Raw genomic sequence first — 21,383 nt, forward strand, 5'->3', positions numbered from 1 at the left:
TTTATGGTAAAGTGCCATGTAATTACATGACACGTAAAACAGTACGAAATCGTAGGGGCAGAAATGGCTAGAGGCGGCATTAACCTGATACTCGTGCGGAAAGCTCGGGAGGCTCTGTTGTCCAGGGGGCAAAACCCTAGCATTGACGCAATTCGTATTGAGCTAGGAAATACCGGCTCAAAGACAACAATTCAGCGATATTTGAAGGAAATCGAGTCCCATGACCCTCGGCCTTCTGCTTCCCCTTCGCGCCTAAGTGATGAACTCACGGCGCTGGTGGGCAAGATGCTCGAGCGCTTGCTAGAGGAGGGGAATGAAGCTTTAGCGCATGAGCGAGCTGCATTCGAGCAAGAGCGCAAGGCCATGAAGGTTGAGAGCAGTACACTTCAAAGCCAGTTGGAACAAGGGCAACTGGAGGTCACCAAGCTCCAGTCAGCGCTACAGACCCAGGATGAAGAGCTCAAAACCGTTCAATCCAGCCTTCAAACCGAGATTACCCGCAACGCCCGCATCAGCCAGAGCTGCAGCGACCTTGAGGTTCGCCTCCAAGAGAAGGACGCTCAAATCCAATCTCTGGAGGAGAAGCACACGCATGCCAGGGAAGCGCTTGAGCACTACCGTGTAGCGGTGAAGGAGCAGCGTGATCAGGATCTGAGCCGTCACGAATCTCAGATCTATCAGATACAACAAGAGGTAACCCTTCTCCAGCAGACGCTTATGGTTAAGCAGGAGGAAGCCACCCGCATGATCCGTGACAACGAACGCTTGATCGCTGAGAACCGCCAGCACGCCAAGGAAGCGAACCAGCATCGCGATGCAATCGAACATCTGAGGGGCGACCTGGGCATCGCCAATGCAGCGACTGCTCGCGCGGAAGGAGCTAAAGAGCTGCTGGCTCACCAGCTCGAAATCAAGACCAGAGAGGCAAGCGAAGCACGCTCTGAAACCATCGAGGGACAGCAGAGGGAAAGGGAATTGGTTCAGAAGCTCGCAAGCGCAGAAGCTGAGATCGAGGAACTGCGGGCTTCAAGCGATCCGGATAGCCCGACGGAATAGGGCAGAAAACTGCAGCGGTTGAGCTTCTGGCGTAGGAGAACAAACGTACTCCTACCGAATACTCTATCAAAAAACCGATCGCCAGGTCGGCAGTTACTGCTGCCAGGCAGGCTTCGAAAGATGCTCAGCGAAGAAATCGGAAAGAGCCTGAATCTTTCTGGGCCGCGTTCGCGCAGACGGGGTTACGAAATACAGACCACCCTTCGTCATGTGCCACTGGGGCAGAATGTGCTGTAGACGTCCATCGGCTAGGAATTCGGCGGCGATGAATTCCGGAAGTTCAGCTATCGCCACCCCTGTCAGCAAGGGCGCGACCAATGCATCCGCGCTGGTAACGCGTAGCGGGCCACGAGGTGATACATCATGCTCGCTGCCATCCTCATGGGTGAAGCGCCATACCTGACTTCGCGCTCGATAGGCGTAGCTCATGCACGCATGATCTACGAGATCACGCGGATGACTTGGATGGCCATGCCGATCCAGGTACGACGGTGCTGCTACCAGGTACTGGGTTACTGAGCAAATCCGCCGGGCAACCAGTGAGGAATCGGGGAGGGCAGCGATCCGCAATGCGGCATCGAAACCATCAGCTACCAGGTCGACTGTTGAATCCGATAGGTGTAGATCCAGCTCAAGTCCTGGGTAACGCTCCAGTAACTCGGGAAGCAACGGCGCGACCCAACGCAAGCCGAACGACATTGGTACGGCTAAACGCACCAATCCCCGCGGCTGCACAGATAGCTCCTGAGCTTCGCTTTCCATTTCCTCAGCCTGGCGATACAACGCACTCGCTTGATCAACCATGCGCTGGCCAAAATCGGTTATAGAGAGTTGGCGTGATGTCCGGTTAAACAGACGACCGCCAAGGCGCTCCTCTAAGCGTGCAACGGCCCGGGACACCGTAGGTACCGACACACCCATGGCCCTGGCGGCCGCCGCGTAAGAGCCCTCTTCAGCCACTTTGGCGAACATAGCCAGTCCTTCAAAATCCGGAATCCTTGCCATTTCAAATCTGCAATGATGACTTTCAAATGATTCTATTTTGAAAATAGCCTGCGGTCGATACGCTTCTCCCACACCAGATCACAACCTCAACGGGAGAAACATCATGAGCAAAAAACTTGAAGGCAAAATCGCACTGGTCACTGGCGGCACTACCGGCATCGGTCTGGCCACTGCTAAACGCTTTGCTGAAGAGGGCGCCCACGTCTACATCACCGGCCGCCGCCAAGCTGAATTGGACAAGGCTGTAGAACTGGTCGGAAACGCCACCGGTATTGCCGTCGACTCCACGAAGCTTGAACAGCTCGATGCGTTGTACGCCCGCATCAACCAAAACCATGGCCGGCTCGACGTGCTGTTCGCCAACGCCGGCGGTGGTTCCATGCTGCCTTTGGGTGAGATCACCGAGTCCCATTACGACGATACCATCGTAATGTGAAAGGCGTGCTGTTCACCGTGCAGAAAGCGCTGCCATTGCTGGCGCAGAATGCCTCGATCATCCTCACCGGTTCCAGTGCCGGCAGCTCGGGTACTGCAGCGTTCAGCGTGTACTCAGCATCCAAGGCCGCTGTCCGCGCCTTTACTCGTAGTTGGATTCTGGATCTCAAGGGTCGCGCAGTAAGGGTCAACACCCTCAGTCCGGGCGCGACTCGCACTCCCGGCCTGGTCGACCTGGCTGGCCCAGATGCAGAACAACAGCAAGGCCTGCTCGACTACTTGGCTTCGCAGGTACCATTGGGGCGAATCGGAGAGCCCATCGAGATTGCCAACGCCGCAGTGTTCCTCGCAAGCGATGACTCAAGCTTCGTAAATGGAGCTGAACTGTTCGTAGACGGGGGCAGACACAGATCTGACGCTGATGATCTGCGAGAGGAAGGGGATCACCCCCTTCCTTGCCGCACTCAATCTCGAGCTCAGCGTTTCAGTCCGCGACGCAGCAAGTCAGCTTTGACCTTTTCGTCGATCAGCTCGAGGGGAGGGTTTTCTGCCACGAGGTGCTTCTGATCAAAAATGTCCGGAAAAAATTCTTTGGCCAATTCAACTGGCACTGCTGCGTTTGAGTGCCAACCCTTAAGCCATGCGATCAGTTCCTGGGCATCGCCGAGAAGGTAGAGCGGTTCAGGGTTGCGCGCACGAAACGCTTCTATCCGAGACCTACCAAACCCAGTCCTCGCCTCACGGACTTCATCGCCTCGCTTATCCCATCCGATCCAGTAAGAATCGAAACCTACATCCTCATCATCATGCGCGACCATTCGGACATGGCTAGCCTGCGGATGTGGAAGCCGAGCAGCACAAATCTTTCGCATGAGCGCGTCATGGATGTGAGCGGCCCTGTCTGCTGGCGCTTTTTCGAGATCAGTTTTGAGATGATAGTAATGGGCGAACCCGAATAGCTTCGCTTTAAAATCTAGGGTTTGAGCGTGAGTAAGATTCTGCGGCACATCGGCAACCTCCATTGATTTGAAGGCGCTCAGGATGGATTCGGTGGTAAACATAGTCGCATGACTCCACTGTCATGGCCTTGATAGCGCATACGCACTTCGCTGAACATGCTGCTTGCTGAGCCGGCCACAGGGAGTTATGTGGTAAGCGAAGAACCGAGATTTCCCACGCAGCAGGGAGGTTCACGGCAACCCTGCAGATGAAATTACCAAAGCGCGAGCATGCTTAGCAAGGCGCATCCGCAGTGAAGCTTCCGCTTGGGCAGACGCTCAATCTAATCTGTGTTCACTCAACGAGAACTGTCCAGCAGGTAAGCAGCGGCTATCTCAGTAAACAGGTTGCGGTCTTTTGTCGACGCGGTGGTCAGAGACCGCCAGCCAGAAGCAGGCCAGGTCGAAATATGGACGGAATGGGCGCGCCTGCAAGCCGCGCTCTTAGAGCCGTCAACATCGTCCGCCACCATTCATGGCTCGGGCGGATGCAATGTCTGCCCGGACATAGCAGAAGCGGCTCGTGTATGTGGGTAGTCAGCGGTGGATGTGCGTCGCTGGACAGGTGCCCTATCGGTATCTCCGTCACTAGACACGCGACGCCGTAGTAAGATTGCGGTAACCCGTCGACGATCACACCCCGTTTGAGCACCTAGACTACGAAAGGTGACCCTGCATGAAACCATCCGACGCCATCCAAGGGAAAACCAAGGAGATCAAGCAAACTGTCGAGTCCTACGGTTTCGTGGACGTCCGGATATTCGGCTCCCTTTGCCGCGGTGAAGACAGAGAGGGCAGCGACCTCGACCTCCTTGTAACCATACCGGCTGAGCGGGCAGGGAAGATCTCTCTCTTCGACATCTTGGATCTTGAATCGAAGCTGGAGGAAATGCTGGGGGTACCGGTTGATATGTACGTGGCGAACAACATGCCTGACTACCTCAAACCCGAAGTGGAGCGCTCAGCCACTCTCCTATGATCGGGCGATGCAAACATGCCTGCGATGATCCGAGCATCTAGCAAAGCATGATGAGGGAGGTCTGATCCGTCGTTCAGCGGCTCGAGGGTGAGCGCGTTGGTGGGCACTGGATACACGTTTTGCGGCCACTTACCTTCGTTGTACGCGAGCTCGCAGAACAGCTCCCAGTCGTACTCTGGGGCATCAGTCACTACCGTGATCATGCAGTCGAATGAGCGCAGAAACGCTAGTAGCCTGTCGCAGGCATCGAGAATGGAACAGCTATGGTCACCACCCTACAGCTGAGGGAGAACGATCTCCTTTACGAAGGCGCTGCAGTCGTCGGGGTGCCAGGTGTCGAGCAATTCGACGTAAAACTTCCGCGCGTCTTCTGCTACCAACGCCAGTGAAATCAGTTTTGCTGTGGCATTGAGCTGCGTGAATTCGCAATCTAGAAAAATCCTCATCAGAAGGATCCTGTACCACTAATGCTTCGTAATCGATTCACGATGGCCCAATAAGGAGTGCTCTGGAAAGCTGCGTTGGAACACCTGGGCCCCTAGGACTTCTCGAAACCGTGGTTGATCTGCTGCGTTCCTTCGGGCCGAGACCCGCCCGCAGCCAAAAGGAGTATCTCGAACGGCAATGGCTAAGCGAGGACATTCTCAGGATAGTTAAGAGCGCTCAGGTGGAGGCGGGCATCGAGGCGCCAGGCCCAAGCGGTCTGCCCAATAGAGTTACGATCCTGTCGTGCTACAGCGATTACCTCGCAGACCGCCTCTTGCAGCTAGTGCCCGCTGACGTCCTCCCTCGTGAACTGGTGGGGAGGCGAATTGATGATGACCTGGGCATCTGAAGCCTTAGAGTCTCTGTAGACTTACCCTGTGCCGCGGGCTCGACCACGTATCACCCAAAAGCTTGCTCTAGGAGTGCTTTCATCATGTCTGCGGCAGAACCTTGGAGCCAAAGCTCCTGACTGCAGACCTCTACACGGGCAGGATTGACGTGTATGACTTTCGCGCCTGCTCCTAACGCACGTAGGGGCAGCTCCGCGGCTGGATACACGACACCGGACGTACCGACCGAGAAGAACAGATCACAGTCGCTTGCAGCTGAAAGGCCAGCGCTCCAGGCTGCCTCCGGAAGCATTTCTCCGAACCAGACAACGCCAGGTCTGATGTAACCGTTACATCCAGTGCACCGCGGAGGCTCAAGTCTGCATCCGTCCACAGGCAAGTCATCAGAGGGAAGGGCCGTCAGATGTGCATTGCCACAGTCAATGCACCTAGGTGAATGAAGGCTACCGTGGAGATGAATTACGTCCTGACTACCAGCCCGTTCATGCAGGTCATCCACGTTCTGGGTCACGACTGTCAGCCTAGGAACGTGCTTAGCGAGTTCTGCTATCGCGAGATGAGCTGCATTCGGCTGCGCTTGGAGCACTTTCAACCTACGCCACTCATACCAACCCCAGCACAGCTGCGGATCCGCACGGAACGCTTCGGCCGTCGCTAATTGAGCAGGGTCGAATCGAGACCAGAGACCGGTCAATGCATCTCTGAATGTTGGGATCCCACTCTCGGCGGATACGCCGGCGCCGGTGAAAACGAGAACGTGCCTTGCCTCCTGTAACAGCTTAGCGATGGTAGTGAGAGGCATTAAGATGTCCTGGAAATTCGTTACCTTGAGGTTACCCGAGCCTACCTGTTTGGTCATTGCGCGATGCTGAGTGATCGAGCAGCAGCGCTTGTGTAAGTCGCATAAGTGTCCAGAAAACCAAGCTGGCGCTGAGGCGCAGGGAAGACCGTGTAGGGGTGGTTCACGTCAAAGATAACTGTATGCATATACAGCCTATCTATCAGCTACGGAGAAACGCATACCGATTGAGCAGTTTTTGCATCGCTGGCGCTGGTAGAACGGCACGGAACCGGACATGACTTCAAAGGCCCATAATTTCTCGTAAGCCCCAGAACATGGGCCTTCCAGGCTAACTGAGCTGCTTTTTCTGGACAGTTATGAGACGGCAGCGAGCTCTGAGTATGAAATCTACCGGCAGGGAGAAAGAATACTGTATTTATATACAGTTTATCCGCGCTAGGACAAATCGCTGTGTCTGATGGTGTAGGCGCGCCGTTTTCCAAAATGCTAGTGTGAAGCTCGCGAGACGCCACCCCCCCCACCCGAGGCACCAATGAAAAGGACAGGAAGTCGGCAGCGCGCAAGGGAAAGCATCGCGAGAATGATCTCGAAAATTGACCGACTAGAGGCCATGCGTCGCTCTGAGCAAACCAGTGTCTCTAAACGAATCCGATCCAGGTTAGGCTGGTTACTCAAAGCTTTGAGTATCACTCGGCCAATAATCCGTACGCATCAAGGTAGGTGAAATGCAGCTCACACTGCACCTGGCCCTGGATACTGGCAAATATAGCAAGCTCTTACCGTTATGAAGGGCGTTCCGGTCTAGGTTTCTAGCAGCACGCCCCTAGCTGCTCAGGGATGGTCTGTCAGGATTGTGGCAAAATCTTCGAGCGCACAATGGAAGTCTTCAAGAGCAAACTCCACGGGCTGGCTGCCGCTGATCCACCGCGTTTGTGCGCCTACTTCAATTCCCTCTGAAAGGCTCCACCCGAAGCGAATCCAAGTGAGGCTGCCTCCTTGGACGACCTGCTCGGCTACGAGCACCGTACAGCCGAAATCCATGTCATCACTGCAGACAAGAAGCGGCACAATAGTTGATGAGCCGTCTTCTCCCGGCGTGAATCGGCGTTTTGCCAGCGCCTCTTCCGCGTCATTGATTAACCAGATGAGCGAAAGGCCTAGAAAGGACACCTGTTCATCCGCCAAGTGCTCAGCGAGCCACTCCTCAATACCAATGTCGTCTATAAGCAACCATGCGCATGCGTTGCGAGAGAACTTTGCCTGGTGCCTTGCAGCCTTGATCTTGTGAAGCATGGAGCGCCCTTGGTTGGAGTTGAGTGGCTATGCAAACGCGTTTTCGGCGATCCGCGCTGCAGGGCGGACAGTAACGCAAGGCAAAGGCCTAGCGTTAGCTCAATGGCAAGGTTTGCGACCACAGCGACAGCCCGCTATGGTTGGCTGGCACAACGTCTAGCAGGGGTGAGCAGTGTCCGGCGTCCGACAACATTTCATACCGCGTTTTTTGCAGAAAGGATTTCGCATACCCTCGAACGGCAAGACTGTCCGCTCTTGGGTATATGAGCATGGTCGTCCACGACGACCGGCGAACATCGCTGATGTAGGGTTAGAGCGCTATTTCTATGCCATCGACGCGGAGACCGAGCTAGATGACAAAATCACAGAGGCTGAACAGCATTTCTACGCGCCTCTAGTTGATCGGCTGCGCGAAGGATCTGTAGATGCAGGGGATGTCGGCCTGATAGCGGAGATGCTTGTGCATTTCGAGGTACGTAGTAGGCATGTTAGACAGAACATGGACAGCCTTTTCGATGACTGCACGACTCAGCTCGTAGGGTATCTGTCAGACCCTCAAACGCTAGCCTTACTGATAGAAGGCCACTTAAAGCCCGGATCAGAGATCTTCGATGGAGAATTGGAAAAGCTCAACATCTCGTACGATCAAATGCAGTGTATTTTCAGCACCCAAGGCATAACACTCCAAGACGTTCTGCGCCCGTGGATCAGTGCCTATGCTGCCAGAATTGGAAACGCATTACCGACGTTTCGTTCTCAGATCACCAACATGGTGAAGCAAACGCATCTGCGGATTCTGACCCAATCAGTGTCCCCGGCTGCTCGGGCGGAACGCCTGACATCCTTGAAATACACAGTCAAAGATTATGATTCAGGCGACCTTCCGCTTGGAGATGCGATCGTGCTGTTCCATGTCAAAGGGGAAAGAGCTTTCAAACCATTCTTGGACAAGGATGATGAGGTAATCCATGTCGTGCTTCCGCTGTCATCCCATCAGTACCTTTTAGGTGCCTCGGATGACGCTCAAGAAGAGCTTACCTACGACCTCGCGGAGCAGGTTGTAGCCTGCTCAATGAGGTATTTCATTGCCCGCAGTGATCAGTTAACGCATCTGCAGGCGACTATAGGCTCCAAAGCTCATTGGATTTCGCAGGCAGAAGCCAAGTCCATAATGGAGAGCGTCGTCCGAGAACTACTGCCCAAATCGATCGGCTGAGTCCTAGCCAGGCCGTCCTCCTGCAAGCGGAGCGCGCGAGGCGTGAGGATCGAAGCCCAGCGGGCCAAGACGAATGCGAAGCAGGCGAGTTGGTTCACGAAAGCCGACCCAACGGGCACGCCCTGGAAAGCCCTATATGCCTACTCGTCGAGCTCCAACCGACATACCGGCTTACCACACCGGGTCAAAATGAACGTATGACCTTTCTCTGCTAGCTTTAGCACGCGACGAAAACGTCGACGCGCCTGGCTGATGCTCATCACGTATTCCATAAAACCCGCTTAACCTAACAATCGTCGAAGAAGCCCTTCGACCTGAGTGTTTTCATGCCTGGTACATAGCTCGTCGAGCTTGGCGCCCCGACGCTCACCAGTCGCAAGGCTCAGCCCATGCAGTGCGTTAAACAGCCGTTGCTGCTCCTCAACGCCTTCGCGAACGTCTTGCCACATCGAATTGACCAGCTTCACCACGGACTCCAGCTCCGCAGCCATTACCTGTGTCTCGATCAGCTTGTTACTGTTCACCGTAGTCTTGAGAGCCCCGGCACGCCGCTCAAGCTCCTGAAGCTGCTCGCTCAAGGTCTCCGCCTGGTCGATCGACGTGGCAACACCATCAATGAAGATTTTGTCTTCCTGGATGCTGTAGATGGCCAGCGAACCGTCGGCCCCACCCGTGACATCTAGCGCCAGCACGTTGCCTAACCTCAGAGGCCGCGGAATCCACGTATGCCCGGTACAGACTCGCCACACTCCCGGGACGCCTTCACGATGGTGCTTAACGATCCGATCTCGCCCCCATAGGGCGATCTCCTCCATCGCGGGATTGTCGAGTTGCTCCAGGAAGGTCGGCCAGGCCATGCCCGCCGGCACATTTGCGTGCACAACGCCGACGACGCCCCGATTCGACGCAACCTCGATCGCGACCGGAAGACTCCGAAGCTTCTCGATAATCATCGCCTTTGACTCATCAGCGATCGTCATCCACCAGCCTGCGCCATGCGCAGAATAGCGAGCCTCGGGATTAGCCTCATAAGCGTCAATGAGCATTCGCTCGTGGTTGCCCTGGACACTGAAGAACCAGGATTCGCCGAGCAGCTTTAGCCCATCCATTACACCAGGCCCGCGGTCGATGACATCCCCTACAGCGATCAGCCGATCCTTCTTTTTGTCGAAGCCCAACGCGTGCAGACCACGGTGAACATCTGTGGTTTTGAAGTGGATGTCTCCGACTACAAAGTCACGACCGTGGAGATTTTTCGGGAGCTGAAGAACCTTGGAATTCATGGGGTAGGGTACGTCTCCGGTGCCGTTGCCGGCATGTCGATAACCCGCCTATTTTCTGCTTATCGAGCGCATACGTCGAGGAAAGCGGCCTCTTCAGCAGCGCCTCCCGTAATGACCCCAAATGGGAACATTACGGGCAAGATCCATGGCCTCAACATGTTCGATCAGGCGCTGCGCTCCGCCAGTCGGCGTGAGACCAAGTGGTGTGCGAGTGAACAGACTCACACCGAGAGATTGTTCAAGATGGTCGAGTCGCCGGCGCGCCGTGGCTTGGGCAATGCCAAGCAGTTTCGCCGCGCCACTCAGGCTGCCAGAGCGCAGCACTGCGAGAAACACTCGTTGGCTTTCCCATTCAAGACTGCTCATACATTCCTAGCCAACAGTTGCTCCTTATTTGCTCTTCTAGCCGAGCCTGTGAACAGGGATCATGCACCCCGAACATTTCCAGGCGCCATTCTAAGGAGTCAACGCATGAGAATCACCGGCCAGTGCCGCTGTGGGCAAGTCAGCATTGAAGTCGCAGCGCAGCAACTGCCGCCACTTTATGCCTGCCACTGTTTGAACTGCCAGCGCTGGAGCGGCAGCGCGTTTGGTCTACACGTGCTGTGCGCGGCTTCAGCTGTTCAGGTGGTGGGCGAAACGGCGACCTTTGAGCATGAACACCAAGGGCAATCGTCCACCCAGCATGCTTGCGGCGTATGTCATACCCGGCTGTTCAACGAGACCACGGCAGCGCCCGGTATCCGCGTGGTGCGAGCCGGCGTTTTGGAAGGCTCGGAGCGTTTCGAACCGGTTGCGCATATTTGGACACGCCGGAAGCAGCCATGGTTGGTGCTGCCGGGTACTGTCGCACAATGGGAAGAGAGCCCAACGCCCGAAGAATTCGCCGCCACACTAGGGTAAAAGGCGTTGCTAGCCTGCATCATCCAGCGGGTGGCATCGCGCAATGAAGATCGTTGCGATGTGTCACCGCAAGCGGAGCGCGCAGCTCATGGATGGGCAAAGGCGTGAGGATGGAAGCCCGGCAGGGCCGTAACCTGCCAACGGCAGGGTGCGGTTTACGACAGCCGCCCCCAGAACGGGGCACGCGCAGGGTGGCGATCAATAGTCGCTTCTACTTTACCTCTTCGACCCTACCGCCGCACTCCACAAACTTCTCGCGATAACCAGAGCGGCAGTAATTGGCTACCTTGGTGGGACTAGGGGGCGGAGGACATGCATTGGGCATGTTGAGAGTGTTGAAGTGCTCGCACTGCTGCGTGGAGCGTAACTGTGTCTCGTGCAGCGAGTCGAAATTATCCTGCTGATTTTTGACATCGGTTTCGCACGCATTCACCTTTGCATCGAGCTTCTTCAGGCAGTCGAGGCCTTCAGAGGTCTCAGGGTTGATGTAGCGGTACTGAGTGCAGGCAGTCAGCAGTATCGCCAATGAGAGGGTGGTCAATCGGATCAGCAATGTCGAGGCTCCGTCCATTTCGAGCATGACGTTTTGGACTTCGCTAGGTGAGGTCGGTTCAGCTAGCGCATCGACCCTCGTAAGTCGACGTGCATGCTGAGCGCTCTCTGGCAGAATGCCGAGCAGCCTTTTCGTTGTCTCTGGAGGAAACCTGTGCTGACAGTTCCGGCGCTTAGGGTACTGGCCCAAGAAGCACCCCAAGATCTGATGAGCTGGTCGCGTTTCGTGGCTCAGACTGAATTCGCCTGGCAAATCCCAAACCTAGTGTCAGACGCTGAAGGGTGGCAGACCATCTGATTTGAGATGGAGATCGTCAATGCCCTCGCATTGGCTGAATGGGAGGAGGATGGATCTCCTCAAGATTGGTCGCACCGGTGGTGTGAAGGGTACGAACAGGATGCACATGGGGTGGTTTCGGAGCTGATTCCTCTGATCGTCTAGTCTGAACCAGCAGAATAATCTACCGAACTGACGAACTGTCGCGCTGCTACAGGGCAGGGGGCTCGGCTTGCTTCGCCCTCGTAACGAGGGATGGCTGAAGCCTGGAACGTGAGCGACCATCGAAAGCAACCTCCAGCCCAGGTACACCGCTATCACCTTGCAGGTGTTCGATTTCGCATCGCAAGCTATCAATGAGATCGGCTGCAGGTCTACCGCTCTGCTCGCTCAAGGTAAGGGTCAGTATGGTCAATGGACTCAATTGCAGTCGCCGGCTTACCTGCTCGAGCTTATCCAACGTGATGCTTGCTCGAGCACCCTCCAGCCTGGAAAGGAACGTCCGGCTAGTATCACCGAAATCCCGCTGTGAGATGTTTCGCTTGCTGCGAAGCACGCGAAGAACGATGGCAAATGACGACTTGAGTGACATGAATGGTTACTCCGCCTGAGCTTAGCGCATCGATCCCCCTTGGCCCGTTACCGATGGAGTCGCCAACGATAGGAGGGTGGCAGAGGAGCTTTCGACTGCGTGAGCACTGTTGATACATACAGTATACCTCGCTAAGCTGGCCAGGAGAACATTTGTACTCTTAGCAGCGACGACCGTTATGACTAATCCAGAACAAGCCGCCGACGACCGCTTTGCCTTTTTTCCCCGAGAGGAGCTGCTCGAGCAGCAGTGCCTGTTGCTCGAGAGCGAGCTGGCGCTGATGGGGGAAGAGCTAACGGCGTCACGCGAGAAGATCGCCACGCTGGTGTTGATGTGGACAAGTATGAAGAACGAGCTTCAGCAGGCTGAAGCAGAGTTGAGCAAGGCGAGATATCAGCTTCAGGTAGGCGATACGGCACACTGATGGCCATTTTGCTGAGTGCTGAATCCTTTCAAGGGTTAGCGATCGTGTAGGCGCGACCAAAGGCTCATTACGACTGTAACTGGAAGCGCTATCATCCCGCCATCAGCTCAAGAGGATCCCCTCTCGGCCGGTCAATCCCGGCACTCCCTTGGGCATCACAACAAGGAAGGTTGCGCATGGACGATATCGTTCAGCCCCTCGCTGCTCAAGAAGAAATCCCGCCTAAAGAAGTCAAGATCCTAGCCACCTTGGTGGCGAAGCTGAACCTTGCGGACTTCCAAAACGCCATTCCTGTAATTCGAGAGCTTCGTATCTCAAACGAGATCGAAGATCGCTTCGTTAATGCGACGCTGACTCTGACCTCCGAACCCGAGGTTTTCAAACCGAAGGTATGGCGGATCGATGAAGTCGCTGCGGACAGCTTCCGGATCATTCCTGGACTCGATTTGGTTCTAGATGGCCCGTTGCTTAGTCGTCTGATCGAAGCTGAGCTGTCGACTTTCACCTTCGTGCTTGAGGCGGACGACAAGGAGGCCGAGAGCGGCAGAAAGGAGGTGTCCCGTTTTGAGCAAGTCGTAGACCTTCTGCCCCGAAATCAGTGGGGTGGTTTGCGGCATATTCCTGACATGACGGCTGCCTTCGTGCAGCCGAATGATCCGGCAGTTGAACGACTCTTGAAGCAGACGGCTGAGTTGCTTCGCCAAAGTGAACTGTCCTCATCGCTGGATGGTTACGAGGGTGGCGCGAAGCGAGCTTGGCAGCTGGCGTCTGCGGTCTGGAGCGCCGTCGCACGGATGAAGCTGGACTATGCATTGCCGCCGGCAAGTTTTGAACAGTCAGGTCAAAAGGTGCGAAGCCCAAGCCAGATTGCCGATACTGGTTTGGCAACCTGCATGGATCTTACCCTGCTGTTCTGCGCTGCCCTGGAGCAAATCGGGCTGAACCCAGTCATCGTGTTCACCCGCGGTCACGCTTTCGCGGGGTTGTGGATGAAGCCCGAGGAGTTCACTACTGCCCTTGTCGATGATGTGACGGCGGTACGCAAGCGGGTGAAGCTGCGGGAACTGGTTCTATTTGAAACGACGCTCAGTACGCAGAGTCCTGTCCCAACCTTCTCTTACGCAGTCGAGAGAGGTGAGAAGCAGATTGCCGAAGACGCGGACAGCGAATTTGAAATGCTGCTCGACATTCGCCGGGCTCGACTGCAACGGATCAAGCCGCTCGCAAGTGCTGAGGCTCAGATCGCACGGATTGCTGATGAGGTTCCGGTGGATTCTCCGACGCTCCTGGTCGAGGACGGGGCTGGAATCCCTGATGAGATCCACGAGGTAGTGGTCGAAGACCTTTCCAAGCTCGACCCAGCAGACCGGCTTGGCCGGTGGCAGCGCAAACTCCTGGATCTCTCGCTTCGAAACAACCTCTTGAACTTCAAGACGGGCAAGCGGGCGCTGAAGCTGGAGTCCCCAGATCCAGGAGCCCTCGAGGACGTATTGGCCAGTGGTCAGTCGCTGAAGCTGCTCACCCGCCCAGACCTCATGGATGGTGCTGATCCGCGGGAGCGCGCTCTGTATGAGCAACGTGAGCGTGAGGATGTTCGTCGCCGGCATGCCGAGGATGCCCTCAAGCGCAGAGAGGTTTTTGTTGCGCTGACATCCAACGAGATGGATGTTCGACTCACCGAACTGTACCGGGGTGCTCGCACAGCGCTGCAGGAAGGCGGCTCCAATACGCTCTTCTTGGCCATTGGCTTCCTAAGTTGGACACGCGAGGACAGAGCAGGGCAGAAGTACAAGGCGCCATTGGTTTTGATACCGGTTACGCTGGAGCGCAAGAGCGCTCGCTCCGGATTCACAATGGTGCTTCACGATGATGAGCCGCGCTTCAACCCCACCCTGATTGAGATGCTTCGACAGGATTTCGAATTGGGCTTGGGGTCGCTAGAGCACGAATTGCCTCGGGACGATTCTGGCCTTGATATCGCCGGTATTTGGAACAAGGTTGGCCATGCCATCAAGGACATCCCAGGTTGGGAGTTGAGCGAAGACGTCGTGCTGTCGATGTTCTCGTTTGCCAAGTACCTCATGTGGAAGGATCTGGCCGAGAACGCCGAGCACCTGCGGCAGAGCCCAGTGGTTCAGCACCTCCTGGATACCCCACGCGATTCGTTCGTTTCGGATACACCGTTCCCAGAGGCGCAATCGCTGGATCGCGATTACGGCCCGACAGACGTTTTCTGCCCACTGCCGTCTGACTCATCCCAGTTGGCTGCAGTGATGGCCGCAGCCAAAGGCAAAGACTTCGTGCTCATCGGGCCACCCGGTACCGGCAAGAGCCAGACGATTTCCAACATGATCGCCCAGTCGATTGCCCAAGGGCGCCGCGTGCTGTTCGTCTCGGAGAAGATCGCCGCGCTGGATGTCGTGTACCGTCGCCTGCGTGAGATTGGCTTGGGTGAGTTCTGCCTCGAGTTGCACTCAAGCAAGGCTCGGAAAACCGATGTGCTGGCTCAGCTGCAGTCCGCTTGGGAGGCGAAAGGGCAGGTCGATTCCGCTGCATGGGAAGTTGAGGCTCAACGTCTCGCAACGCTGCGCGACAGCCTGAACATTTACGTGGAGCGACTGCACCGGCGCCATCGCAACGGTTACACCATCTACGATGCGATTGGCACCGTCACTTCGGGTGGCAATGAAGCTGTTGCTCCTGTTGGTTGGGCGTCACCTGACACGCATGACCAGAAGGCCATGCTCGAGCTACGGGAGTTGGCCGATCGCCTCGAAGTGAATGCGCAGGCTGTTGGCTACGGCCAGCTTGCTGGCAATGCGTTGTCTGCGGTTGGCCAAGCGGAATGGTCACCTCATTGGCAGCAACAGTTCGTGCAGGCGGCTCGTGATGTATTGCCTGCTGTGCTGGATGTGCAGCGTGCGGCTGATCGGTTCGTTGAGCTGGCTGGGCTCCCAGCTTCGGAATACACCCCGAGTGCACTAGAGGGTCTGTCAGTGCTTTCCCAGGCACTGCCCGCGGCAGCAGGACAGGATTGGCGTTTCGCGCTACGCCCTGATGCCCGCTCCATTTCTCAACGGCTGAGCAACGGCTGTGCGTGGGTTGAACAACACCGAGAGCTCAACGCTAAGCTTTCGCCGCTCTGGCCTTCTCGCGTTGTGGCGGATACGAAGCAGGGTATTGAACTGCTGCAGCAACGTCGCACCATATTCGGTGAGCTCAGTCCGGCCTGGCCGGTGAGTGTCACTGATGTTCTTGCTCAGGCGGTGGCACTGCTTGGCCAAATAGTAGAGCTCAAGCAGCAGCTCAGTGTGACCTATGGCGATACGATTGAGTCGCTCGACATCGATCTTTTGCTGGGTGAGTGGAAAGAAGCGGAGGAAGCGTTCTGGCCAAAATCCTGGTTCGGAAAGCGTCGTATCGCAGGTTTGTTGGCTCCGTCTCAAACCACTGCGGGCGAAGCCGATCACGGTAAAGATCTGGCCACCTGGGCAGAGATCCGCACCGTGCGCCGCGCTATTAATGATCTCGAGCCCGGGCATGAGTGCGTCGCCGTATGGCAAGGTTCAAAGTCTGACGCTGAGCAGCTCTCAACGTCGATCAAGCTTCAAGAGGCCATTCGGCGCCAGCAAGCTGACTCGGCCTGGATCGATGAGGACTTCCAGTTGGTCGAGCAGGGCCATCTCGGAGACGCATTGAAGGAAGAGCTCCGGCGGCTTCGCACGCTGACTCGGCTTGATAGCGATATGGCCGCGTTGTCCGACCTTGGCTCTAGCACTCAACAGCTGTGGTGCGATCAGGGTACTAATATTGATCACCTAACAGCAGCACTGCGTTTCCAGTCTGAACGTCGAGATATCGAAGAGCGCGGTCGCCTCGTTGATGATCACCCCGAAGTGGGAGAGGGCCGTTGTGGAGCGATGCTGAAAGCCGACTTTGATCTGTTAAAGCAGCGGGCAGCGGTTGAGCGTGATCTATCCGACCTGGCTGACCTGCGAGACCTAGTACCTGTCTGGAGTGACCTGAAGACCAGGCTTGAGATGGCCCGCCAGGCAGTGGTCTTCCAAGGGCAGATAGCGACTGCTGTTGCGAATCTCGCGCTGAACCCGGAGCAGATTGCTGCTTACAAGGCGCCTCTGCAAACACTGTTGGGCGATGGTAACGCGCTGCTGGAACCGGAAGGCGCGATCGCACTTGCTGGCGCTGCCCTCCGTGAAAAGCTTGGGCTGCTGGAGGAACGTTCATCGCACTTCTCGTCGATAGGCCACTTCACCGAATCAGGTATTGATGAGACCGCTCACCTGTCTTTGAATGACCTTAAGAAAAACTGCGAGACCGTGGTTTCTTCTGAGGCGAGACTCAAGGCTTGGTGCTCTTGGAGAAAGGTGCGCGATGAGGCCTTCGCCATTGGCCTCGCTCCGATTGTTCAAGGCATCGAAAGCGGAGCGATCACCTCCGGGAAAGTCCGTCGCGTCCTTGAGGTGAATTACGCTCGCTGGTGGCTGAATACCACTGTCGACAACGAGGAGGTCATTCGGACGTTCGTTAGCGTCGAGCACGAACAACGCATTCGCGACTTCCGCGCGCTGGATGACAAGTTTACCGAGCTGACTAAGGACTGGCTCCGGGCGCGGCTGTGCGCCGACCTGCCAAGCCAAGACAGCGTGAGTCGCTCTTCTGAGTGGGGCCTGCTGCGCCATGAAATGGGCAAGAAGACTAAGCACATTCCATTACGGGAGCTGATGACTCGAGCACCCGAAGCGCTGACGAAGCTAACACCTTGCTTGCTGATGAGCCCGCTTTCGATCGCTCAGTATCTGCCGCCGGCTTCGACCCCGTTTGACCTCGTCATTTTCGACGAGGCCTCTCAGATCCCAGTCTGGGATGCGATTGGTGCGATGGCGCGAGGGAAGCAGGTTGTTATGGTGGGCGACCCGAAACAGCTCCCGCCGACCTCGTTTTTCGATCGGGCTGAGTCCACGGCCGATGACGAAGATGTTGAGGCGGATCTCGAAAGCATCCTGGATGAATGCATCAGCGCGAACCTGCCGATGCGCAATCTGAACTGGCACTACCGTAGTCGCCACGAGAGCCTGATCGCGTTCTCCAACCAGCGTTACTACGGCTCGAAGCTGGTGACGTTCCCTTCGCCATTCACGGCTGATAAGGCTGTGAGGCTGTGTCCAGTTGCTGGTGTCTACGACAAGGGCGGCTCACGTACCAACCTGATTGAAGCAAGAGCCCTAGTTGCTGACCTTGTTGCTCGCCTTCAGTCGCCGGCCTTCCGTGAGAGCCGTCGTACAGTGGGAGTGGTCACGTTCAACGGTGAGCAGCAGAAGCTCATCATGGACATGCTCGATGAGGCATGCCGGAGGGATCCGTCGCTCGACTCGTATTTCGCTGAGTCTGAGCTCGAGCCTGTGTTCGTGAAGAACCTGGAAAGTGTCCAGGGCGACGAGCGGGACATCATCTATTTCTCGACCACCTACGGGAAAGACGCTGCCGGCGTGATGTCTATGAACTTCGGCCCGATGAACCGTCCGGGTGGCGAGCGCCGACTGAACGTTGCAATTACGCGTGCTCGCCAAGAACTGGTGCTGTTCTCGACCCTCCGCCCAGAGCACATTGACCTTGCTCGGACGCAAGCCATCGGGGTGCGTGACCTGAAGCATTTCCTCGAGTTTGCTGAACGTGGGCCGCAGGCCTTGGCTGAAGCCAATTTCGGTAGTGTGGGTGGATTCGATAGCCCATTCGAAGAGGCAGTCGCTGCTGCCTTGGCCAAGAAGGGTTGGCAGATCCATACCCAGATTGGTGTCTCTTCCTTCCGAGTAGACTTGGGGGTTGTGCACCCTGATGCTCCAGGGCGCTTCCTAGCCGGTGTCGAGTGCGATGGGGCTACCTATCACCGCAGTGCGACTGCGCGTGATCGCGACAAGCTGCGTGAGTTTGTGCTGCGTGGACTTGGCTGGGAGATCGTCAGGATCTGGTCGACCGACTGGTGGGTTGATGCCCTGGGAACCGCAGAAAAGGTGCATCAACGTCTCACAGAACTGCTTGCCGAATCGAGGGCCAAGCAGGCGGTCATCGATGCTGCCCATGAGGCTGAGCGCCTAAAAGTCGATGCTGCTATGGCTGAAGTCATTGAGGTTGTGGATCAGGTTGCTGTTGTAGCTTCGACTTCAGCTGCCGGAGCCAATGATCCGTCTGGCGCAATGCCAGAGTTGAAATACGCCAGAGCTGCCGCGGCTCAAGCAGCAGAAGATACCGTGATTCCTTATGTGCCTGTAGAGCACCTGGTTTACAAGGAAGCAGACCCATCCGAGGCTGTGGAAGCGGTTGATCCAGACAGATTCTTCGACGCGAGCTACACGGCTACCTTGGAACAGATGATTGCCCATGTGGTGGCAGAGGAAGGGCCTGTGCTCGATATGGCGCTTGCACGGCGTATCGCGCGTGCTCATGGTTGGGTCAGAACGGGCTCGCGCATTCGTGATCGCGTCGATCAAATAGCGCGGGCACGATTCCGATCTCATGAAGAGGAGCAGGCAGGAACATTCTTCTGGCCGACTCATCTCGACTCGGATATGAACGTTGTCTTTCGTAGGCCGGGTGATGACGATGCCATTCGCCCACTCGCTGAAATCTGCTTGCCCGAACTAGGTGCCTTAGTAAATGAAATGACCAAGCATGGTCACGTAGGAGAGGGGCTGGTTTACGCGGTGGCCAAGGAAGCCGGGATCGGTAAGCTTGCCCATGCGGGCCGTCAGCGTATCGAAAAGGCGATGAAGCGGATCGCAGACTGATACTCAATAGGGCGCATCACCAGCGCCCCTTTTCGATTCAGGGTGTAGCACTGGTGCTTCGAATTGCGCTGCTTATGTGCACACACTAAGGCTAATTTGCCGACCAGAACAGGTCAGCAGCGAGATCGTACGCTGCTGACCTGCAGGCCGTCATTTGCCGCGCGGTTTGCCAGCATCGCTCCGTTTATCGCGGACTTGACCGTCCTTGTTGCGAGACCGTGGTTGTTCACCACCGCTAGGCTTTGGAACGTTCACGTTGGGGTTGAGAGGGCGACGATCTGTCATACGGAATCTCCTTCATCCAGCAATGTGAGATACAAGAGGTTTTCAGTAAATCGTGAGTCGCGCAGAAAGGACTATACACATCATATGGTGTTTGTCATTTCCGCAAGACACAACATAGTGCGCCCATCGGGTGTTCGCAAGTGTTTTGGATCCCTTTGATTGTCTAAATTTTACGCCTGCCCAACGTGCCGACGGCTCGATGGCATATGCTAATGTGCCATCATGCATTAGGTATGGAGCATCGTGATGGGTTGGAAAGGGACTGTAAGATCGCTGCAGGCATCAGCCAGAAGGGCTGAGCGCAACGCTCATCGTCGGCAGCGTGAACTCGAGAAGCGGCAAAAAGAGTTCGACAAGATGGAGGCTCTAGAGCAAGCCGCGTATGAGGTAGAGGTCTATGAAAATCACATTGATCTCCTCCTTTCTATGCACAAGGAATGCGCTGAGCCGGTGCAATGGAAGAAGATCCTCTCAACGCCAGAACCCAAGCAACCCTTGAAGAGCGGAGCTCTCGAGGAAGCCGCACTTCATGCATCTGCTACCTATCGCCCTAACTTCTGGGCACGGCTTTTCAAGCTTGAGCGTCGCCAGCGCGAAGCGCTTTTGGGGAGAATCGGCGTCGCCGCTGCGGAAGATGAAAAACTGTTCCAGGCCGAGATTAACGAGTGGAAAATTGCACACGACGATTGGGCTGAGGAGCGCGATATTGGTCTGCGTATCCTGGATGGTGACCGCCAAGCGAAGCTTGATGCTATTGAGGCTTTCGAGTCTTTTGAGGAAATCTCCCACCTAGGCTCATCTATCCAGATGATCGTCCATGAGGGCGGAGTTCTGGAAGCGAAGCTGGCCATCCACGGTTCACACGTCATCCCTTCCGAAATCAAGTCTCTGCTCAAGAGCGGCAAGCTCTCAACCAAAGCCGTGCCAGCTGGGCGCTTCAATGAACTGCACCAGGACTACGTCTGCAGTTGTGCTCTGCGTATTGGGCGAGAGCTGCTGGCCATTCTTCCGGACGAGCTGGTAATCGTCACTGCAACGGATAACGTGTTGAACAGCTCGACAGGACACATGGAGGATCAACCGATTCTCAGCGTTGCGTTCTCTCGGGCCACAGTCGATGGCCTAAACCTCGAGGCGATAGATCCATCAGACGCGATGAAGAACTTTGTTCACAACATGAATTTCAAAAAAAGTGCCGGCTTTGTTGCGGTGGTTGCCTTAAACGCTCAACGATTCGCTGTTGCTGTATAGGTGTGGCATGGGAAAAATAGTCTCCGCGCTGATCGCATGTATGGCATTGCTCATGGTTTCAACCGCACAGGCTGAGTGCTATGGAGAAGGGGAGTACATGGTTTGCTCGGACGTTGACACTGACTCAGATGGCAATGTCCATGCAAGATCTTGGGACACCCAAGGCAATACCTATCACCTGGATACCGAAACCCGTCCGTATCTTAATGGCCACGTTGTCGAGTCTACAGATAGCGAGGGCAATAGCTATTCGATCAAGTCTTGGACTGATAGCAGCGGTTCTCACACAGAAGACCGTGAAGGCAACGTGTGCACCATCACTCCGGCGGGGCAGATGATCGGTTGCGGCCAGTGACTGCAGTTCTGTAACCAACACGAAGTTCAAGGATGCGT

The 21,383-nt window shown here is 56.0% G+C and carries 15 protein-coding genes and 2 pseudogenes; 9 read left to right on the plus strand and 8 right to left on the minus strand.

The window, feature by feature from the left end; all coding sequences use genetic code 11:
- Nucleotides 1-63 precede the first annotated feature (63 nt).
- Nucleotides 64-1,056 carry a DNA-binding protein gene (locus AC58X1_RS02900; RefSeq protein ID WP_404601628.1) on the plus strand — a complete coding sequence of 331 codons (993 nt, stop codon included), beginning with the start codon at nucleotides 64-66 and terminating at the stop codon, nucleotides 1,054-1,056.
- A gap of 93 nt (nucleotides 1,057-1,149) precedes the next feature.
- On the opposite strand, the gene AC58X1_RS02905 is transcribed toward AC58X1_RS02900, so the two are convergent.
- A complete protein-coding gene (locus AC58X1_RS02905) occupies nucleotides 1,150-2,061 on the minus strand; it encodes a LysR family transcriptional regulator (protein ID WP_497428760.1) in 912 nt (303 codons plus the stop codon).
- Between the two features lie 103 nt (nucleotides 2,062-2,164).
- On the opposite strand from AC58X1_RS02905, the pseudogene AC58X1_RS02910 reads away from it, so the two are divergent.
- Nucleotides 2,165-2,901, plus strand: a pseudogene (locus tag AC58X1_RS02910) (SDR family NAD(P)-dependent oxidoreductase); the annotation flags it as partial.
- Nucleotides 2,902-2,972: 71 nt separating this feature from the next.
- Here the strand turns inward: AC58X1_RS02910 and AC58X1_RS02915 are convergent.
- A complete protein-coding gene (locus AC58X1_RS02915; protein WP_404601627.1) occupies nucleotides 2,973-3,557 on the minus strand; it encodes a hypothetical protein in 585 nt (194 codons plus the stop codon).
- Between the two features lie 613 nt (nucleotides 3,558-4,170).
- Between AC58X1_RS02915 and AC58X1_RS02920 the strand changes: the two genes are divergently transcribed.
- Nucleotides 4,171-4,473 carry a nucleotidyltransferase family protein gene (locus AC58X1_RS02920; RefSeq protein WP_404601626.1) on the plus strand — a complete coding sequence of 101 codons (303 nt, stop codon included), beginning with the start codon at nucleotides 4,171-4,173 and terminating at the stop codon, nucleotides 4,471-4,473.
- 885 nt (nucleotides 4,474-5,358) lie between these two features.
- On the opposite strand, the gene AC58X1_RS02925 is transcribed toward AC58X1_RS02920, so the two are convergent.
- On the minus strand, nucleotides 5,359-6,111 hold the full coding sequence (locus tag AC58X1_RS02925) for an SIR2 family NAD-dependent protein deacylase (protein WP_404601736.1): 753 nt from the start codon (nucleotides 6,109-6,111) through the stop codon (nucleotides 5,359-5,361).
- 831 nt (nucleotides 6,112-6,942) lie between these two features.
- Complete coding sequence (locus AC58X1_RS02930) at nucleotides 6,943-7,404, minus strand: hypothetical protein (protein ID WP_404601624.1); 462 nt, start codon at nucleotides 7,402-7,404, stop codon at nucleotides 6,943-6,945.
- A gap of 172 nt (nucleotides 7,405-7,576) precedes the next feature.
- Between AC58X1_RS02930 and AC58X1_RS02935 the strand changes: the two genes are divergently transcribed.
- Entirely contained in the window at nucleotides 7,577-8,620 is a 1,044-nt protein-coding gene (locus AC58X1_RS02935) for a DUF4238 domain-containing protein (protein ID WP_497428279.1), read from the plus strand.
- Nucleotides 8,621-8,760: 140 nt separating this feature from the next.
- On the opposite strand, the gene AC58X1_RS02940 is transcribed toward AC58X1_RS02935, so the two are convergent.
- The 3 genes and pseudogenes from AC58X1_RS02940 to AC58X1_RS02950 form a co-directional block, all read right to left on the minus strand.
- Complete coding sequence (locus AC58X1_RS02940) at nucleotides 8,761-8,892, minus strand: type II toxin-antitoxin system Phd/YefM family antitoxin (protein WP_119713699.1); 132 nt, start codon at nucleotides 8,890-8,892, stop codon at nucleotides 8,761-8,763.
- A gap of 9 nt (nucleotides 8,893-8,901) precedes the next feature.
- Complete coding sequence (locus AC58X1_RS02945) at nucleotides 8,902-9,903, minus strand: metallophosphoesterase (protein WP_497428280.1); 1,002 nt, start codon at nucleotides 9,901-9,903, stop codon at nucleotides 8,902-8,904.
- Nucleotides 9,904-10,038: 135 nt separating this feature from the next.
- A pseudogene (locus AC58X1_RS02950) lies at nucleotides 10,039-10,293 on the minus strand (LysR family transcriptional regulator); the annotation flags it as partial.
- Nucleotides 10,294-10,374: 81 nt separating this feature from the next.
- On the opposite strand from AC58X1_RS02950, the gene AC58X1_RS02955 reads away from it, so the two are divergent.
- Complete coding sequence (locus AC58X1_RS02955; protein ID WP_404601621.1) at nucleotides 10,375-10,806, plus strand: GFA family protein; 432 nt, start codon at nucleotides 10,375-10,377, stop codon at nucleotides 10,804-10,806.
- 211 nt (nucleotides 10,807-11,017) lie between these two features.
- Here the strand turns inward: AC58X1_RS02955 and AC58X1_RS02960 are convergent, their stop codons facing one another.
- Nucleotides 11,018-11,386 carry a hypothetical protein gene (locus tag AC58X1_RS02960; protein WP_404601620.1) on the minus strand — a complete coding sequence of 123 codons (369 nt, stop codon included), beginning with the start codon at nucleotides 11,384-11,386 and terminating at the stop codon, nucleotides 11,018-11,020.
- Nucleotides 11,387-12,405: 1,019 nt separating this feature from the next.
- On the opposite strand from AC58X1_RS02960, the gene AC58X1_RS02965 reads away from it, so the two are divergent.
- From AC58X1_RS02965 to AC58X1_RS02980, 4 genes are all read left to right on the plus strand, one after another.
- Nucleotides 12,406-12,651 (plus strand): hypothetical protein, encoded by a 246-nt coding sequence (locus tag AC58X1_RS02965; protein WP_497428281.1) that lies wholly within the window; start codon nucleotides 12,406-12,408, stop codon nucleotides 12,649-12,651.
- A gap of 176 nt (nucleotides 12,652-12,827) precedes the next feature.
- Complete coding sequence (locus AC58X1_RS02970) at nucleotides 12,828-19,454, plus strand: DUF3320 domain-containing protein (RefSeq protein ID WP_497428282.1); 6,627 nt, start codon at nucleotides 12,828-12,830, stop codon at nucleotides 19,452-19,454.
- 531 nt (nucleotides 19,455-19,985) lie between these two features.
- Nucleotides 19,986-20,990 (plus strand): hypothetical protein, encoded by a 1,005-nt coding sequence (locus AC58X1_RS02975; RefSeq protein WP_497428283.1) that lies wholly within the window; start codon nucleotides 19,986-19,988, stop codon nucleotides 20,988-20,990.
- A gap of 7 nt (nucleotides 20,991-20,997) precedes the next feature.
- A complete protein-coding gene (locus AC58X1_RS02980; protein WP_497428284.1) occupies nucleotides 20,998-21,345 on the plus strand; it encodes a hypothetical protein in 348 nt (115 codons plus the stop codon).
- The last annotated feature ends 38 nt before the right edge of the window (nucleotides 21,346-21,383 follow it).

The organism is Pseudomonas sp. PGPR N4, from assembly GCF_059693665.1.

Excerpts from the sequence above, each read along its gene's own strand:
- AC58X1_RS02915 (WP_404601627.1), bottom strand. The coding sequence starts at position 3,557 with ATGTTTACCACCGAATCCATCCTGAGCGCCTTCAAATCAATGGAGGTT.
- AC58X1_RS02900 (WP_404601628.1), top strand. The coding sequence starts at position 64 with ATGGCTAGAGGCGGCATTAACCTGATACTCGTGCGGAAAGCTCGGGAG.
- AC58X1_RS02925 (WP_404601736.1), bottom strand. The coding sequence starts at position 6,111 with ATGCCTCTCACTACCATCGCTAAGCTGTTACAGGAGGCAAGGCACGTT.
- AC58X1_RS02905 (WP_497428760.1), bottom strand. The coding sequence starts at position 2,061 with ATGGCAAGGATTCCGGATTTTGAAGGACTGGCTATGTTCGCCAAAGTG.
- AC58X1_RS02920 (WP_404601626.1), top strand. The coding sequence starts at position 4,171 with ATGAAACCATCCGACGCCATCCAAGGGAAAACCAAGGAGATCAAGCAA.
- AC58X1_RS02945 (WP_497428280.1), bottom strand. The coding sequence starts at position 9,903 with ATGAATTCCAAGGTTCTTCAGCTCCCGAAAAATCTCCACGGTCGTGAC.
- AC58X1_RS02940 (WP_119713699.1), bottom strand. The coding sequence starts at position 8,892 with ATGGAATACGTGATGAGCATCAGCCAGGCGCGTCGACGTTTTCGTCGC.
- AC58X1_RS02980 (WP_497428284.1), top strand. The coding sequence starts at position 20,998 with ATGGGAAAAATAGTCTCCGCGCTGATCGCATGTATGGCATTGCTCATG.
- AC58X1_RS02955 (WP_404601621.1), top strand. The coding sequence starts at position 10,375 with ATGAGAATCACCGGCCAGTGCCGCTGTGGGCAAGTCAGCATTGAAGTC.
- AC58X1_RS02975 (WP_497428283.1), top strand. The coding sequence starts at position 19,986 with ATGGGTTGGAAAGGGACTGTAAGATCGCTGCAGGCATCAGCCAGAAGG.
- AC58X1_RS02965 (WP_497428281.1), top strand. The coding sequence starts at position 12,406 with ATGACTAATCCAGAACAAGCCGCCGACGACCGCTTTGCCTTTTTTCCC.
- AC58X1_RS02930 (WP_404601624.1), bottom strand. The coding sequence starts at position 7,404 with ATGCTTCACAAGATCAAGGCTGCAAGGCACCAGGCAAAGTTCTCTCGC.
- AC58X1_RS02970 (WP_497428282.1), top strand. The coding sequence starts at position 12,828 with ATGGACGATATCGTTCAGCCCCTCGCTGCTCAAGAAGAAATCCCGCCT.
- AC58X1_RS02960 (WP_404601620.1), bottom strand. The coding sequence starts at position 11,386 with ATGCTCGAAATGGACGGAGCCTCGACATTGCTGATCCGATTGACCACC.